Source organism: Citrobacter sp. Cf125 (assembly GCF_030333935.1).
Classification (GTDB): domain Bacteria; phylum Pseudomonadota; class Gammaproteobacteria; order Enterobacterales; family Enterobacteriaceae; genus Citrobacter; species Citrobacter freundii.
The window spans coordinates 632,366-646,445 of sequence record NZ_JAOWEY010000022.1 but is presented as its reverse complement, the minus strand read 5'-3'; the positions used below and the strand labels follow the sequence as shown (position 1 = coordinate 646,445).

Sequence of the window (14,080 nt, the reverse complement as noted above, 5' to 3'; positions counted from 1 at the left end):
GCAGGCAGGGTGCTTATCAGAGGGGATTTTATAGCGACCGAAAAAGCAAAAAGCCTGCTTAGTTTCCTAAGCAGGCTTCTTAAATTTGGCTCCTCTGACTGGACTCGAACCAGTGACATACGGATTAACAGTCCGCCGTTCTACCGACTGAACTACAGAGGAATCGTGTGAACGAGGCGCATATTACTGACCTCACCATGAGGTGTCAACAGTAAAATTAGCGCGTCATTTCAATTGCTTAATTAATCTTCAAATTCAGCGTTAATGCACATTTGGTGAGCGATAATGACCATCTTAGCGGGTATCGCGTAACCGCTCCATGGGGTTCTGGCGGTAAAACTGAATAAAACGCTGCCATAAGGCCGGAAAACGTGGCGCAAATAATTCAGGAGCACTGAAGAAATACTCCGAAAGAACGGCAAAGCATTCGGCCGGGTCGGTTGCTGCGTAAGCATCTATACTGCACGCGGTTTCACCGACCAGATCAATTTCATCCTGAATGTTATTCATTGCGGCATACAGGTCGTGCTCCCAACCGGCAATATCTCGCAGAGGGATCGCCGGAATACCGCTGGCGCGGTCGCCATTACGCATATCAAGCTTATGTGCCACTTCATGGATGATCAGATTAAAGCCGGAGGCATCAAAAGAATCCTGAATGTCGAGCCAGTTAAGGATTATCGGACCTTGCTGCCAGCTCTGCCCGGACTGTACAACCCGTTGATTATGCACCAGCCCAATATCGTCTTCCCATTCATCGTCAACGACAAACGGGGCAGGGTAGATGAGAACTTCATGAAACCCGTCGAGCCACTCGACCCCTAATTCCAGGACAGGCAAACAGAAAAGCAGCGCAATGCGCGCACTTTTCAGTGGGTCAAGTTCAAACCCCTGAAGCGCTACCAATCTTTTTTGCTGTAAAAAGCGCTCGGCCAGGGCGATAAGTCTGGCTTGTTCTTGCTCGGTGAGATTCACCAGAAGAGGAATAGCCAGGGCGTCGTCCCACGGCCAGTCGTCACTCCGGGTTGTTTCTTGCTCTTTCCAGGGCCACTTAATCATCGTTTTGCTCGCAAACTCGTCACTTGAACGAAATTGACGGAACGGGGTCTGTTAAAATGCCAAATTACCTGGCATCATGGCAACCGCCAAAACGGAGAGATGCCAGAGCGGCTGAATGGACCGGTCTCGAAAACCGGAGTAGGGGCAACTCTACCGGGGGTTCAAATCCCCCTCTCTCCGCCACTATTCAAACACTTAGCTCAATTCCTTTCAACGACTCATGTCACACTTGGTATAGTGTCGGTATATTCGCTTAGTATAAAGCTCGCCATCATCATGTTCTGATTTGCCCAATACTGGAAGATCCAGTGTGGGGGAAATTTTCACTTTTCTGTCATAAACCGCAACCTGGCGTTCAGTTTTGTGATCTGAGAATAGTTGTTTGTCCTTTCTCGTTTCTATCAAGTTTTTTTCCTGCGGCTCAAAGTTAAACCAGGGGCAGGGTAGCTAAAGTTATTTTGGCTTTTATGCTAGAAGAAGATAGCCCCAGAAACCAGGCCGTTAGAGAAATTAGCAACAAGCCTCAAGAATAAATCTGAAAGTTATCTTTGAGCGATGAGCGGGCGCACAAGACGGTGACAAGATTGCAATATTTGTTGGGGTTATGCCCACGCCTTGTTTTGGATAAACTCACTTAACCCTTTGTGATATGATAATTATCGTAGATTGTCACATGGGGCCAGATTTTGAATTCATACATTTTCCTTGCCGGGGCCATTGTAGCTGAAGTAATAGGTACAACCCTGATGAAGTTCTCTGATGGGTTTACACGTCTATGGCCATCTGTCGCAACCATTGTGTGCTACTGCACTGCTTTTTATCTTCTCGCTCAGACGCTGTCGACGATTCCAACGGGTATTGCGTACGCAATTTGGTCTGGTGCTGGAATCGTATTAATCAGCCTTTTGGGCTGGTTGGTAAGTGGGCAAAAGCTGGATTTCCCGGCGATCGCAGGCATGTTCCTGATTTGCGCTGGGGTTCTGGTTATCAATATTTTTTCAAAATCTTCCCCGCATTAATTCTAAAAGAATGTCGGATATCTGGCGCTGTTAGCAGAGCTTATCCCTGTGCGGTGAAAAAGCCCGCTTGGTATGAAGCGGGCTTGCGTATTTTTGTCGTAATTAGAACTGATAGACTAAACCAACGGCAACGATGTCGTCAGTTGCGATACCATTGCTTTCATAGAAGCTGTCGTCTTCGTCCAGCAGGTTGATTTTATAATCAACGTAGGTGGACATGTTTTTGTTGAAGTAGTAAGTCATACCCACTTCAACATATTTGACCAGATCTTTGTCGACGTAACGCCAGTTACCATGGCTCACTTCCTGACCACCTAAATCCTTGCCTTTAGACTGCAGGTAAGCGATGGATGGACGCAGACCGAAATCGAACTGATACTGAGCCACAACTTCAAAGTTCTGGGTTTGGTTAGCAATGCCACCATTATTCTCGCCGTTGCCGCCGCCGTAATAGGTCATATTGCGGGTTTCTGCATACATGGCTGCCAGGTAAACGTTGTTAGCGTCATACTTCGCGCCAACAGTCCAGGCTTCAGCTGTTTCGCCGCCAGCGTAGTTATTGCGCTTGTTCATACCGTCCTGGTAACCGCGAGCAACTTGAGAGTCGGTACGGTCAGATGCGGAGTATGCCGCACCGAGGCTTAAACCGAAGTCGAAGTCATAGGAAGTAGACATACCGAAACCGTCGCCGTTTTCTTTCGCCAGTTTGCGGCCTTCACTGTTACCGGAACCTTCCTGACCACTCCACCGACTGTCACCATTTTCATTATTACCCTGATACTGCAGGGCAAAGTTCAGGCCATCAACCTGACCAAAGAAGCCTTTATTACGATAGGTAGCAACGCCGTTGGTACGGCCCAGCATGTAAACGTCGGTCTGAGTGTAGGTATCACCACCGAATTCTGGCAGCATATCGGTCCAGGCCTCAACGTCGTACACGACGCCGTAGTTACGACCGTAGTCGAAAGTACCGTTTTGACCAAAACCTAAACCGGCAAAGGCCAGACGAGTCCATGAATCGCCTTTGTCACCTTCGGTACCGTTGGCCTGAATGTTATATTCCCACTGACCATAGCCAGTCAGCATATCGTTGATCTGCGTTTCGCCCTTAAAGCCCAGACGCGCATAGGTCATGTCGCCGTCGCTGCCTACATCATCAGAGAAATAACGCAGACCATCGACTTTTCCGTACAGATCCAGTTTATTGCCGTTTTTATTATAGATTTCAGCCGCATTTGCTGCGCCTGCAGCTAATAAAGCAGGGAGAAGCAGTGCCAATACTTTTCTTTTCATTATGTATTCCCTTTGCATGATAATTAAAATGAATATGTAGTACTATCCAAGCAACTACATTTGGATACTATCTATGAAGTTCATTTAACTTAAAATATAACATGTAACAAATGTATTTAAAATATTTCTAAATGTTTCATCGGTGTGTTTTTATAACTATAAATATATGTTGGTTAAATTGTTATTTGTCACATAAATTATTTTTAATCAATATCTTATGTATATCTGGCTATTTATTTGAAATTTGAATTTTATTTGTGTGGAGTATTTATTTTTGTTATTCATATAATATGGTTGTTGATATTGAAATTATGGTTTTTATAAATTCATGTGGATTTTGTTTTCGGTGTGATAATAAAAGTTAATTATGTAATGGGGCAGGCAGTGGTTTGCAATGAAAATTGTTGCTAAGGTGATTTTCTTTCTACAAAGGGAGATAGCATGAAACTGCACGACTGGCAGTCGCAATTTGAAGCTTGGTTAGCTGATAACCATTCCGGACAAGATGCCGCGCATGACATCTTTCACTTTCGTCGTGTGTGGATGACGGCGCAAAAGCTGAGTACAGATGCTACTGTAGACTGGCTAGTGGTGCTGACCGCGTGCTACTTCCATGATCTCGTCAGCCTGCCAAAGAACCATCCTGAGCGTCATCGTTCGTCGGTACTGGCAGCTCTGGAAACGCGTCGCATTTTGATGCGCGATTTTCCGGATTTTCCACAACAAAGAATACCTGCCGTGTGCCATGCCATTGAGGCGCACAGTTTTAGCGCCAAAATTGCACCAGAAACCCTTGAAGCGAAAATCGTGCAGGATGCGGACCGGCTTGAGGCGCTGGGGGCTATCGGTCTAGCGCGCGTATTTGCTGTGTCTGGTGCGTTAGGCGTGGCGCTATTTGATGCGGAAGATCCGTTTGCCCGCCAGCGTGGCCTTGACGACAAACAGTACGCGCTCGATCACTTCCAGACGAAGTTATTGACGTTGCCGTCGACGATGCACACTGAACAAGGACGACATTTAGCGCAGCATAATGCTGACTTCTTACTGACGTATATGGCGAAGCTGAGTGCGGAGTTAAAAGGAGAGTATGAAATGCTGGATCTTGACGCGATTCAACCCTTTAAAGCACGTTAGTCGCCAGTACAGCCGCAACGTCAACCGCACTATTTTATGTTAATCTGTCGGTTATCCATTTCGGCCGGTTAAATGTATGCAGGATAATTTTTCAGTAGCAGGCTCCATGAACCCGATGACAGATGATAACAAGGCCGCCGCGCAGGTGATTTTGGCTAAGTTGCTTGAAATATATGACGTGAAAACCCTGGTTGCTTATCTGAACGGTGTTGGCGAGAACCGCTGGAGTCCGGCCATCTTTAAGCGAGTGGTGGCGAACGAAACATGGCATCGCCTCAGCGACAATGAGTTTACTTATCTGAATTCCTTGCTGCCGACGCCACCTGCGCATCATCCGCATTATGCCTTTCGATTTATCGATCTGTTTGCCGGCATTGGCGGGATTCGTCGCGGCTTTGAGGCAATTGGTGGGCAGTGCGTGTTTACCAGCGAGTGGAACAAGCATGCGGTGCGTACCTACAAAGCGAACAACTATTGCGATCCCTTCCAGCATCACTTTAATGAAGATATTCGTGATGTCACGCTGAGCCATCAGGATGGGGTGAGCGACCAGCAGGCGGCAGAACATATTCGCCAGCACATTCCAGAACACGATGTACTGCTGGCGGGATTTCCTTGTCAGCCCTTCTCCCTGGCCGGGGTGTCAAAGAAAAATGCGTTAGGGCGGGCCCACGGTTTTGCCTGTGATACACAAGGCACACTCTTTTTTGACGTGGTGCGCATTATCGACGCTCGTCGACCAGCAATATTTGTGCTCGAAAACGTCAAAAACCTGAAGAGTCACGATCAGGGCAAAACGTTTCGCATCATTATGCAGACGCTGGACGAGCTGGGGTATGACGTGGCAGATGCGGCAGATAACGGTCCGGATGATCCGAAAATTATCGATGGGCAACATTTTTTGCCTCAACATCGCGAACGTATCGTGCTTGTCGGCTTCCGACGCGATCTGAATTTGAAATCAGACTTCACGCTGCGGGATATTGTCACGCGTTATCCGCAGCGGCGTACTACCCTGGCGGAACTGCTTGAGCCGAACGTCGATGCGAAATATGTGCTGACGCCGGTGCTGTGGAAATACCTCTACCGCTATGCGAAAAAGCATCAGGCGCGGGGAAATGGATTTGGCTATGGCATGGTGTATCCCGGTAACCCTGATAGCGTAACGCGCACATTATCTGCGCGTTATTATAAGGATGGGGCGGAGATTCTGATTGACCGTGGCTGGGATATGGCGCTGGGTGAAAAAGATTTTGACGATCCGCAGAATCAGCGACACCGCCCACGCAGACTTACGCCCAGAGAGTGCGCGCGCCTGATGGGGTTTGAATCTCCGCAAGGCTATCAGTTCAGGATCCCCGTGTCAGATACTCAGGCTTATCGCCAGTTTGGTAATTCGGTGGTCGTTCCGGCATTTGCGGCGGTGGCCAGGCTGCTGGAGCCAAAAATCAGGCAGGCAGTTGCTATTCGCGAGAAAGAGAACCTGCATGGCAGACGTTCACGATAAAGCAACACGCAGTAAAAATATGCGGGCGATAGCCACCCGCGATACCGCAATTGAAAAACGCCTTGCCAGCGTGCTGACAGAGCAGGGGGTAACGTTTCGCGTGCAGGATGCGACGTTACCCGGTCGCCCCGATTTTGTGGTGGATGATTATCATTGTGTGATTTTTACTCACGGTTGTTTCTGGCACCACCACAATTGCTATTTGTTTAAAGTCCCCGCGACACGAACGGAATTCTGGCTGGAAAAAATAGGCAAAAATGTCCAACGCGATGCGCGGGATTGTGAAAAATTGCAGGCTCTTGGCTGGCGCGTACTGATTGTCTGGGAGTGCGCCCTGCGTGGTCGCGAAAAGCTGGATGATGAAGCGTTATCTGAACGTGTCATCGAGTGGATCTGCGGCGGTGGCGACACCGCGCAGATCGACACTCTCGGTATTCATTTACTGTAATGTCTTTTCCGACGAACTCGCGACGGCATCCGCTTTAACAGGGAACAGGTATTTCCCCAACGTTACCAGCACCACAGCAAACACGATCACGCCGAGCGCCAGCCATTCGATAGGGGCTAGTCTTTCTCCCCCCAGACCGGTACCTAACAGCACCGCAACAACCGGATTGACGTAGGCATAGCTGGTGGCTAGCGCCGGGCTGACATTGCGGATCAAGAACATATACGCATTAATGGCAATAATGGAGCCAAACAGGGCCAGGTAAGCCACCGCCATAAAGCCTGAAAATGTTGGCATGGTGGTCAGTTTTTCCCCGGAGAGTAACGATGCGCACATCAGCACAATACCGGCTGCTAACATTTCAATGGCTCCGGCCATCATGCCAACGGGTAGCGTAATGCGTGAACCGTACACCGAGCCAAACGCCCAGCTTATCGAACCGATCAGGATTAAAATAGCGCCCCACGGATTGCCATTTAAATTGCCTCCGCTGTTCAGCATGATGATCCCTGCGAGCCCAATCGCTATCCCCAACCATTCCAGTTTGCGCGTTTTGATGCCAAAAAAGTGGCTAAAACACAGCGTAAATAGCGGGACGGTGGCGACCACCACGGCGGCAATACCGGAAGGGACATTTTGATGTTCTGCGACGGTGACCAGTCCATTACCCACAGCCAACAGCAGGATACCAATTAACGCGGCGTTTAGGATTAAGCGTAAGGGGGGGAGCTTATGCCCGCGAATAAGTAAAAAACTTGTTAATAAAATTCCCGCAGAGAGAAAACGTACGGCTGCCATCATTAACGGCGGCCAGCTTTCAACACCAATGCGAATAACGAAGTACGTGGAACCCCAAATGATGTACAGCGCGAATAGCGCACTGAAAAGCGGTAACAATTGCCTGAAACGCATAATCCCTCACGGTAGAAATAAAAAGGTGCAACATAGTAAACGTCAAAACTATCTTACTGGCGAGATTTATAATTACGTGTCGATGTTAAAAACTTGTTGACCAGAAAGGTCAGTTTCAGCATGGCGTGTTTTACTTCATACTTATGACTGCAAAAAAATAATATTGAGGGTCAAAATTTTGGCAGGAAGTAGCTTACTAACCTTACTCGATGATATCGCCACGCTGCTGGATGATATATCAGTGATGGGAAAATTGGCCGCGAAAAAAACCGCGGGCGTGCTGGGAGATGATCTGTCGCTTAATGCGCAGCAGGTATCGGGCGTGCGGGCGAACCGTGAACTCCCGGTGGTCTGGAGCGTGGCGAAGGGGTCGTTTGTAAACAAAGTTATCCTTGTACCGTTGGCGCTATTGATAAGCGCATTTATTCCCTGGGCGATCACCCCATTATTAATGGTAGGTGGGGCGTTTCTCTGTTTTGAAGGGGTAGAAAAGGTTCTGCATACCCTGGAGGCGCGTAAGCACAAAGAAAGCCCGGAAGAGCGTCAGCAGCGTCTGGCTGCTCTGGCCGCACAGGATCCACTCACCTTTGAGAAAGATAAAATCAAAGGGGCAATACGTACTGACTTCATTTTGTCTGCCGAGATTGTTGCGATTACGCTGGGTATTGTAGCGGATGCACCTTTGCTGAATCAGGTGTTGGTGTTATCGGGTATCGCGTTAGTGGTGACCGTGGGCGTGTATGGCCTGGTCGGGATTATCGTTAAGCTTGACGACATCGGGTACTGGCTGGCAGAAAAACGTAGCCAACTTGCCCAGTCTCTGGGGAAAGGGTTGCTGGTGGTTGCCCCCTGGCTGATGAAAACACTTTCTGTGGTCGGTACATTGGCGATGTTTTTAGTGGGGGGCGGTATTGTGGTACACGGAATATCACCGCTGCATCATGCGATTGAACATTTTGCTCAACAGCAAAGTACATTGATTTCGCTAATGCTTCCGACCCTGCTTAACCTGGTGCTCGGCTTTATCATCGGTGGGATTGTCGTTCTGCTGGTGAAAGCTGTCGCCAGACTGCGCGGAGTTTCGCACTAATTGTTACAGGACTGATTATGCAAAACGCCTCTTTGTCATCTAAGGTGTAAAGGTTTCTCTTGATACAGGAGGCAGGTATGGTCTTTTCTGTCAGTGAGGAAGTCACCTCCAAAGAGGGTGGCCCACGTATGATCGTTACCGGGTATGCCAGCGGAATGGTGGAGTGTCGCTGGTACGACGGCTTTGGCGTTAAACGGGAAGCATTCCGTGAAGATGAACTGGTGGTGCCGGGCGAGCGAAGACAGCTCTGTCAGGATGCCTGAACATTTGACTCGACCGTAACTTGGTGATCTCTCACCCATTAGTTATATTTATCATTTTGGTGAGAATTATTTACTTGTCAGGCAAAAAAATTGCAGATAAGGTTTGGTTCACATCAGATTTTCTGGTGTAACGAATTTACAAGTGCTTCTTGCATAAGCAAGCTTGATCCCGACCCGATAAGGGCCGGGATTTTTTTCGCCCTCAGTCAGCGATTGATCTCCGATACGCTAAAGTCATGGATATCAAGCTCGAACGCGTCGGCCAGTTCATGCCATGTATGGTAATCTCGGCCGTCGACGCTAACGCGCTCCGGGTCATCCTGGCTGCGATGAATTTCACTCTCGCAGATTTCGTTGATTGCCTTTAGCAGCGCGTCGACATCGACGCTGACTTCACGTTTGGCCGTATCGCTGTACTCTTTCGCGGTTTTCATCCTCATACCTCTCAACCGTTAAGGATACCGGGGGAGCGTACCCAAACATCAGATACGCACAACTTAAGTATAGACCGTCGATAAAACCCGCAATCGCGCGTGCAGAGCGCTGCCAGAAAAAGGAATTTGTTCTACACTGGCACAAAGCCACAGGAGGAAAACTATGAAGGTGAATGATCGGGTCACAGTCAAAACGGACGGCGGTCCTCGTCGACCGGGCGTGGTACTGGCAATCGAAGAGTTTAGTGAAGGCACCATGTACCTGGTTTCGCTGGAAGACTACCCGCTCGGTATCTGGTTCTTTAATGAATCAGGTCATCAGGATGGTATCTTTGTGGAAAAAGTGGAGTGAGATGAGTTCCGCTGTTTGATTCTGACTGGTGGAGTCGCCACCAGTCAGAACGTCTTAGCGCATATTCACAAAGATACCATTGGTGACGTTGTCCGTAAGTCTCACAACGTGATAGATAACTTGCTTATTATGCGTCTTAATCTTTCGTTTTATATTCCCCTTATGGGATGACACCGTCTTGGCTTTGATATTCATTTGATCTGATATCTGTATTGTTCCCTGACCCTCCATCCACATACGCAACATGCTGGATTCGGTTCGACTTAATGATAATGTCGGCAGATTCACATCAATAGCAATATCTACTTCTTTTTTCAGAATATCGCCAAGTAGTTTATCCAATGAGTCAGGTTTAATCGATTTAGAACTAATCAATAAGTTTTTTCTGACGAGTAGATATTCATCAAAATGCACGTTGGCAATTGCCATAAACACAATAAATAATGTGCTGGGATGCTGATTAATGATTTGCTTTATTTGCTGGCTATTAGCAGGATCGTGGATAAAGCAGTCCTCATTAATAAACACCACAGCGGGTTGTTGAGAGACACAGGCGAGACTGAGTTCATCAACGTTGGAAATGTTGTTGATTTCCCTTTTTTTCACTCCCCGACTTACCAGATACCCGGTTAACCCTAGTCGGGTGTAACTGCATAAATCCATAATAATCGTTGACATGGCATACCCTCACTCAATGCGTAACGATAATTCCCCTTACCTGATTATTTCATCACAACTAAACGGAATAATAACGACCCAAGATGACGCTTTCGCTGTTTTTCAGGCGAATTTACTATCCCGTAAAGTTGCGTATAATTTGCCAGGAAACATCTTAAAGTAAAGTGAATGTTGCGTTATGTGAGTGAGGCAAAAACAAATAAGCCGCGACAGAGATATCCTGGTGGATGTTGTCACTTTTTAAAATTAGGACAATCCTTAGTAAAACAGGATAAAAATTAAGGGTTATTATTTTCCAGGCATTTCGCTAACGATATCGGCCAGTAAATTAAAAATCTCACTGAATAATCGTTCGCAGAATGGCGCAATTAATGGCATTAGCGCCGCCATCAGTGAAATACCTACGGTCAGAGTGAGAGGAAAGCCGATGACGAAAACCGACAGCTGTGGCGCCATGCGATTTAACAAACCAAGTGCGAGGTTCAGCGTGAGTAGCAGCGTCATTACCGGCAGGGCCAGCATTAGCCCGTTGAGGAAAATCAGGCTGCCCGCCCGTGCCAGCGCGAGAAACGCATTGCTGTTCACCGGATTGCCACCGATGGGCAGAGTATGAAAAGTATCTACCAGCAGCGAAATCAGCCATAAATGACCGTTAAAGGTCAGGAACAGCAGCATGGCGAGCATGTCGATCAGTCGTGCCAGAACCGGCATATTCAGACGGCTACCGGGATCGAAGAACGTCGCGAAGGAAAGGCCCATTTGCAGGCCAATTAATTCCCCGGCGGTACGTACTGCGGCAAACGCAAACTGCATGGTGAAGCCTAAAGCGATACCGATCAGGATTTGTTGCATTGCCTGCCATAGTGCGCCGATCGAAAAGATGGGGACGTCAACGGCGGGAATTGACGGGGCGATAACGACGGTTATCATCAACCCCAGCCCCAGCTTTACCCGTTTGGGGATGGCTCGTTCACTGAGGATGGGGGCCGTTGAGATGAGCGCCAGTATGCGCAGCAAAGGCCAGAAGTATAAATTCAGCCAGTGGAGCCACTCAACGCTGGTCACCTGCAACATAACGTTGTCTACCCGATGATATAGGGGATATTGCTGAACAGCGTACGCACGTAGTCGAGCAGCAGGTTAAGCATCCACGGGCCAGCAACAATGATGGCAATAAACACCGCGACAATTTTGGGAATGAAGGACAGCGTCATTTCGTTAATCTGGGTCGCCGCCTGCAGAATACTGATGATAAGACCTGTGACGAGAGCGACCAACAGCAAAGGCGCAGCAAGGGCCAGGGCGACTTTCATCGCCTCTGTGCCCATCATCATGACCGATTCAGGAGTCATTTCGCGCCTCTAACTGTAAAAGCTTTGTGCCAGCGAGCCGACAAGTAGCTGCCAACCGTCTACCAACACAAACAGCATCAGCTTAAACGGCAACGCGATTGTGGCTGGCGGTACCATCATCATCCCGAGCGCCATCAGTACGCTGGCGATCACCAGGTCGATAATCAGAAACGGAATAAAAATGGTAAAACCTATCTGGAATGCTGTTTTCAACTCACTGGTGACATAAGCGGGTAGCAAAATTCGCATCGGCACGGCTTCTGGTCCCTGTAATGGACCGCTGTTTGCTAAGCGCGCGAAGAGGGCCAGATCGGCTTCACGGGTCTGGCGCAACATAAACTCACGCAGCGGCTGGGCACCTTTCTCCATAGCTTCCTGCATGGAGATCTTCTCTTCGCTGAACGGTTGATATGCGTCGACGTAGATTTTATCGATCACTGGCGACATGATGAAAAAGGTCAAAAAGAGCGCCAGGCCCAGTAGCACCTGGTTAGGTGGTGCAGAGGGGGTACCCAGTGCATTTCGCAGGAGACCGAAAACAATGATGATGCGGGTGAAGCTGGTCATCATCAGCAAAATTGCAGGCAGGAACGTCAGCGAGGTGATGAACACCAGTGTCTGCACGGGCAAAGACCAGCTTTGTCCGCCGCCCGGCAATGGCTGACTAACCAGACCCGGGAGTTGGGCGAGGGCAACGGGACTGAAAAGCCACAAGCCTGCCAGCGTGAGGGATAACAAACGGCGCATCAGGATCTCCCAGGACGCTTAAGCAAACTCTTCATCATGGCCTGGAAATCCGCAGGGGAGGCCGTTTTTTCTTCTGCATCGGCAGGTGCCGGGGGCAGGGTGTGCAGGACGTTAATCTGCGAGGCTGTGACACCCAGTACCAGACGGGTATCTTCGACCTCGACAATCACCACGCGCTCACGTGGACCCAATGAGGTGCTGGCCGTGACTTTCAACCCGCGTGTACCGGCACTTTTGGGGGCAAACCCCAGACGTTTAATGACCCAGGCCACCGCCAGGATCAAGACGATGATCCCGAGCAGCGCGCCGCTTACCTGCACCAGCGGTGAGCCGGGAACGGCGGCGGGTTGAGAAACGGTAGCCTGGGTATTCATGATTAACGGCTCAGACGGCGCATACGTTCAGACGGGGTGATAATGTCAGTGATACGCACACCGTATTTATCCGCGACCACGACGACTTCGCCCTGGGCAATCAGATAACCGTTGATCAGGATATCCAGCGGTTCGCCTGCCAGACCATCCAGTGCGACAACCGACCCCTGCGTCAGGCGCAGCAGCTCTTTGATGGTCATGCGGGTACGGCCCAGTTCGACGGTCAGTTTGACCGGAATGTCCATGATCAGGTCGATGTCCTGCAAAGCACCGCTGACGTCGCCGCCACCTAACTGCTGGAATACCGCATCGGCCGCACTTTTGGTGGGCGTGGTTTTTTGCTCGTTTAACGCGTCAGCCCACAGATCGTCCAATGCGCCAGTGTTCTCATCGGACGGATTATTCATATCACTCATTTGGGCTGTTCCTCATTCAGCGAATTCAAAATCGGGTTTATCAGATGTTCTACGCGTAACGCATACTGACCGTTTACAGTGCCATACTGGCTGGTCAGCACAGGCACGCCGTCCACATGAGCAATAATGCGGTCGGGTTTTTCAATCGGCAGTACATCGCCGGGTTTCAGTTTTAAAATCTGGGATAGCCGCAGCGGAATGTCGGCAAAGTTTGCCACCAGCTCCAGCTCAGAATGCTGAACCTGACGCACCAGATTATTGCGCCAGTTCTGATCTTCATTACGCGAGTTTTCCAGCGGCGGATTCACCAGCAGCTCACGCAACGGCTCAATCATGCTGAATGGCAGACAGATGTTAAATTCACCGGTCAGGTTGCCAATTTCAACGTGGAACGGGGTGTTCACCACAATGTCGTTCGGGGAGGTGGTGATATTGGTAAATTTCACCTGCATCTCAGAACGGACGTATTCCACTTCCAGTGGGTTGATGGCCTTCCACGCGTCGCTGTAGCTTTCCAGCGCCAGCTTCAGCATGCGGTTGATAACGCGCTGTTCTGTGTGCGTAAATTCGCGGCCTTCCACTTTCGTCGGGAAACGACCGTCACCACCGAACAGGTTGTCTACGGCGATAAATACCAGACTTGGTGAGAACACCACCAGACCCGTACCGCGCAGCGGCTTCAGGTGGATTAAGTTCAGGTTGGTCGGAACCGGCAAGTTGCGCGCAAATTCGTGGTAAGGCTGGATACGGATCGCACCCACGGTAATATCCGGGCTACGGCGCAACAGGTTAAATAACCCCATACGGAACTGGCGCGCGAAGCGTTCGTTAATGATCTCCAACGCCTGTAAACGCTCACGTACCACGCGACGCTGAGTGTTGGGATCATAAGGACGAATATCGCTTTCTTTTGCGATACCTGAAATGGGTTCGTCTTTGGTTTCGCTATCGCCGTTCAGCAATGCGTCGATTTCTGCCTGAGAAAGAATACTGTCGCCCATG

The 14,080-nt window shown here is 49.3% G+C and carries 17 protein-coding genes, 2 tRNA genes and 2 pseudogenes; 8 read left to right on the top strand and 13 right to left on the bottom strand.

Features of this window, described 5'->3' with window-relative positions; translation table 11 throughout:
- Positions 1-86: 86 nt before the first annotated feature.
- Positions 87-162, bottom strand: a tRNA-Asn gene (locus OGV89_RS07425).
- 132 nt (positions 163-294) lie between these two features.
- A complete protein-coding gene (gene mtfA, locus OGV89_RS07420) occupies positions 295-1,059 on the bottom strand; it encodes a DgsA anti-repressor MtfA (RefSeq protein WP_003030306.1) in 765 nt (254 codons plus the stop codon).
- A gap of 93 nt (positions 1,060-1,152) precedes the next feature.
- Here mtfA and OGV89_RS07415 point away from each other — a divergent pair.
- Positions 1,153-1,242 (top strand) — tRNA-Ser (locus OGV89_RS07415).
- A 27-nt stretch (positions 1,243-1,269) separates the two neighbouring features.
- On the opposite strand, the pseudogene OGV89_RS07410 reads toward OGV89_RS07415, so the two are convergent.
- Positions 1,270-1,449 (bottom strand): annotated as a pseudogene (locus OGV89_RS07410) (hypothetical protein); the annotation flags it as partial.
- 296 nt (positions 1,450-1,745) lie between these two features.
- Here OGV89_RS07410 and OGV89_RS07405 point away from each other — a divergent pair.
- Entirely contained in the window at positions 1,746-2,078 is a 333-nt protein-coding gene (locus OGV89_RS07405; RefSeq protein ID WP_003839058.1) for an EmrE family multidrug efflux SMR transporter, read from the top strand.
- Between the two features lie 102 nt (positions 2,079-2,180).
- On the opposite strand, the gene ompC is transcribed toward OGV89_RS07405, so the two are convergent.
- Complete coding sequence (ompC, locus tag OGV89_RS07400; protein ID WP_286558451.1) at positions 2,181-3,371, bottom strand: porin OmpC; 1,191 nt, start codon at positions 3,369-3,371, stop codon at positions 2,181-2,183.
- A 441-nt stretch (positions 3,372-3,812) separates the two neighbouring features.
- On the opposite strand from ompC, the gene OGV89_RS07395 reads away from it, so the two are divergent.
- From OGV89_RS07395 to OGV89_RS07385, 3 genes are all read left to right on the top strand, one after another.
- Positions 3,813-4,505 carry a phosphohydrolase gene (locus tag OGV89_RS07395; protein WP_048217367.1) on the top strand — a complete coding sequence of 231 codons (693 nt, stop codon included), beginning with the start codon at positions 3,813-3,815 and terminating at the stop codon, positions 4,503-4,505.
- 76 nt (positions 4,506-4,581) lie between these two features.
- Positions 4,582-6,012, top strand: a complete 1,431-nt coding sequence (locus OGV89_RS07390; protein ID WP_048217368.1) for a DNA cytosine methyltransferase — start codon at positions 4,582-4,584, stop codon at positions 6,010-6,012.
- Positions 5,993-6,460 (top strand): very short patch repair endonuclease, encoded by a 468-nt coding sequence (locus OGV89_RS07385; RefSeq protein ID WP_003030411.1) that lies wholly within the window; start codon positions 5,993-5,995, stop codon positions 6,458-6,460. The genes OGV89_RS07390 and OGV89_RS07385 overlap by 20 nt, the downstream gene beginning before the upstream one ends.
- Here the strand turns inward: OGV89_RS07385 and yedA are convergent.
- Positions 6,452-7,372 (bottom strand): drug/metabolite exporter YedA, encoded by a 921-nt coding sequence (gene yedA, locus OGV89_RS07380; RefSeq protein WP_121540189.1) that lies wholly within the window; start codon positions 7,370-7,372, stop codon positions 6,452-6,454. The genes OGV89_RS07385 and yedA overlap by 9 nt on opposite strands.
- A 175-nt stretch (positions 7,373-7,547) precedes the next feature.
- On the opposite strand from yedA, the gene OGV89_RS07375 reads away from it, so the two are divergent.
- Together OGV89_RS07375 and OGV89_RS07370 are read left to right on the top strand one after the other, a co-directional pair.
- Positions 7,548-8,462: a DUF808 domain-containing protein gene (locus OGV89_RS07375; RefSeq protein ID WP_169316136.1), complete on the top strand. Its 915-nt coding sequence runs from the start codon at positions 7,548-7,550 to the stop codon at positions 8,460-8,462.
- 77 nt (positions 8,463-8,539) lie between these two features.
- Positions 8,540-8,725, top strand: coding sequence for a YodC family protein (locus OGV89_RS07370; protein ID WP_003030415.1), 186 nt, complete (start codon positions 8,540-8,542; stop codon positions 8,723-8,725).
- 206 nt (positions 8,726-8,931) lie between these two features.
- Here the strand turns inward: OGV89_RS07370 and yodD are convergent, their stop codons facing one another.
- Positions 8,932-9,159: a YodD family peroxide/acid resistance protein gene (yodD, locus tag OGV89_RS07365; RefSeq protein ID WP_003030417.1), complete on the bottom strand. Its 228-nt coding sequence runs from the start codon at positions 9,157-9,159 to the stop codon at positions 8,932-8,934.
- Between the two features lie 163 nt (positions 9,160-9,322).
- Here yodD and dsrB point away from each other — a divergent pair, with 163 nt between their 5' ends.
- On the top strand, positions 9,323-9,511 hold the full coding sequence (dsrB, locus tag OGV89_RS07360; protein ID WP_003030419.1) for a protein DsrB: 189 nt from the start codon (positions 9,323-9,325) through the stop codon (positions 9,509-9,511).
- A gap of 54 nt (positions 9,512-9,565) precedes the next feature.
- Here dsrB and rcsA read toward each other — a convergent pair whose 3' ends face one another.
- From rcsA to fliM, 7 genes and pseudogenes are all read right to left on the bottom strand, one after another.
- A complete protein-coding gene (gene rcsA / locus OGV89_RS07355) occupies positions 9,566-10,189 on the bottom strand; it encodes a transcriptional regulator RcsA (protein ID WP_003030421.1) in 624 nt (207 codons plus the stop codon).
- A 278-nt stretch (positions 10,190-10,467) separates the two neighbouring features.
- Positions 10,468-11,263, bottom strand: a pseudogene (fliR, locus tag OGV89_RS07350) (flagellar biosynthetic protein FliR).
- Positions 11,264-11,271: 8 nt separating this feature from the next.
- Positions 11,272-11,541, bottom strand: coding sequence for a flagellar biosynthesis protein FliQ (gene fliQ, locus OGV89_RS07345; RefSeq protein ID WP_003030425.1), 270 nt, complete (start codon positions 11,539-11,541; stop codon positions 11,272-11,274).
- 9 nt (positions 11,542-11,550) lie between these two features.
- Positions 11,551-12,288, bottom strand: coding sequence for a flagellar type III secretion system pore protein FliP (gene fliP, locus OGV89_RS07340; RefSeq protein WP_003030427.1), 738 nt, complete (start codon positions 12,286-12,288; stop codon positions 11,551-11,553).
- Positions 12,288-12,665, bottom strand: a complete 378-nt coding sequence (gene fliO / locus OGV89_RS07335; RefSeq protein WP_094543095.1) for a flagellar biosynthetic protein FliO — start codon at positions 12,663-12,665, stop codon at positions 12,288-12,290. The genes fliP and fliO overlap by 1 nt, the downstream gene beginning before the upstream one ends.
- Positions 12,665-13,078, bottom strand: coding sequence for a flagellar motor switch protein FliN (gene fliN / locus OGV89_RS07330; protein WP_003030433.1), 414 nt, complete (start codon positions 13,076-13,078; stop codon positions 12,665-12,667). The genes fliO and fliN overlap by 1 nt, the downstream gene beginning before the upstream one ends.
- Entirely contained in the window at positions 13,075-14,079 is a 1,005-nt protein-coding gene (gene fliM, locus OGV89_RS07325) for a flagellar motor switch protein FliM (RefSeq protein WP_003030434.1), read from the bottom strand. The genes fliN and fliM overlap by 4 nt, the downstream gene beginning before the upstream one ends.
- Between the last annotated feature and the right edge of the window lies 1 nt (position 14,080).

Bases quoted from the DNA above. Each gene is read 5' to 3' on its own strand.
- mtfA (WP_003030306.1), bottom strand. From the start codon at position 1,059: ATGATTAAGTGGCCCTGGAAAGAGCAAGAAACAACCCGGAGTGACGAC.
- ompC (WP_286558451.1), bottom strand. From the start codon at position 3,371: ATGAAAAGAAAAGTATTGGCACTGCTTCTCCCTGCTTTATTAGCTGCA.
- OGV89_RS07395 (WP_048217367.1), top strand. From the start codon at position 3,813: ATGAAACTGCACGACTGGCAGTCGCAATTTGAAGCTTGGTTAGCTGAT.
- OGV89_RS07390 (WP_048217368.1), top strand. From the start codon at position 4,582: ATGCAGGATAATTTTTCAGTAGCAGGCTCCATGAACCCGATGACAGAT.
- OGV89_RS07385 (WP_003030411.1), top strand. From the start codon at position 5,993: ATGGCAGACGTTCACGATAAAGCAACACGCAGTAAAAATATGCGGGCG.
- yedA (WP_121540189.1), bottom strand. From the start codon at position 7,372: ATGCGTTTCAGGCAATTGTTACCGCTTTTCAGTGCGCTATTCGCGCTG.
- OGV89_RS07370 (WP_003030415.1), top strand. From the start codon at position 8,540: ATGGTCTTTTCTGTCAGTGAGGAAGTCACCTCCAAAGAGGGTGGCCCA.
- yodD (WP_003030417.1), bottom strand. From the start codon at position 9,159: ATGAAAACCGCGAAAGAGTACAGCGATACGGCCAAACGTGAAGTCAGC.
- dsrB (WP_003030419.1), top strand. From the start codon at position 9,323: ATGAAGGTGAATGATCGGGTCACAGTCAAAACGGACGGCGGTCCTCGT.
- rcsA (WP_003030421.1), bottom strand. From the start codon at position 10,189: ATGTCAACGATTATTATGGATTTATGCAGTTACACCCGACTAGGGTTA.
- fliQ (WP_003030425.1), bottom strand. From the start codon at position 11,541: ATGACTCCTGAATCGGTCATGATGATGGGCACAGAGGCGATGAAAGTC.
- fliP (WP_003030427.1), bottom strand. From the start codon at position 12,288: ATGCGCCGTTTGTTATCCCTCACGCTGGCAGGCTTGTGGCTTTTCAGT.
- fliN (WP_003030433.1), bottom strand. From the start codon at position 13,078: ATGAGTGATATGAATAATCCGTCCGATGAGAACACTGGCGCATTGGAC.
- fliM (WP_003030434.1), bottom strand. From the start codon at position 14,079: ATGGGCGACAGTATTCTTTCTCAGGCAGAAATCGACGCATTGCTGAAC.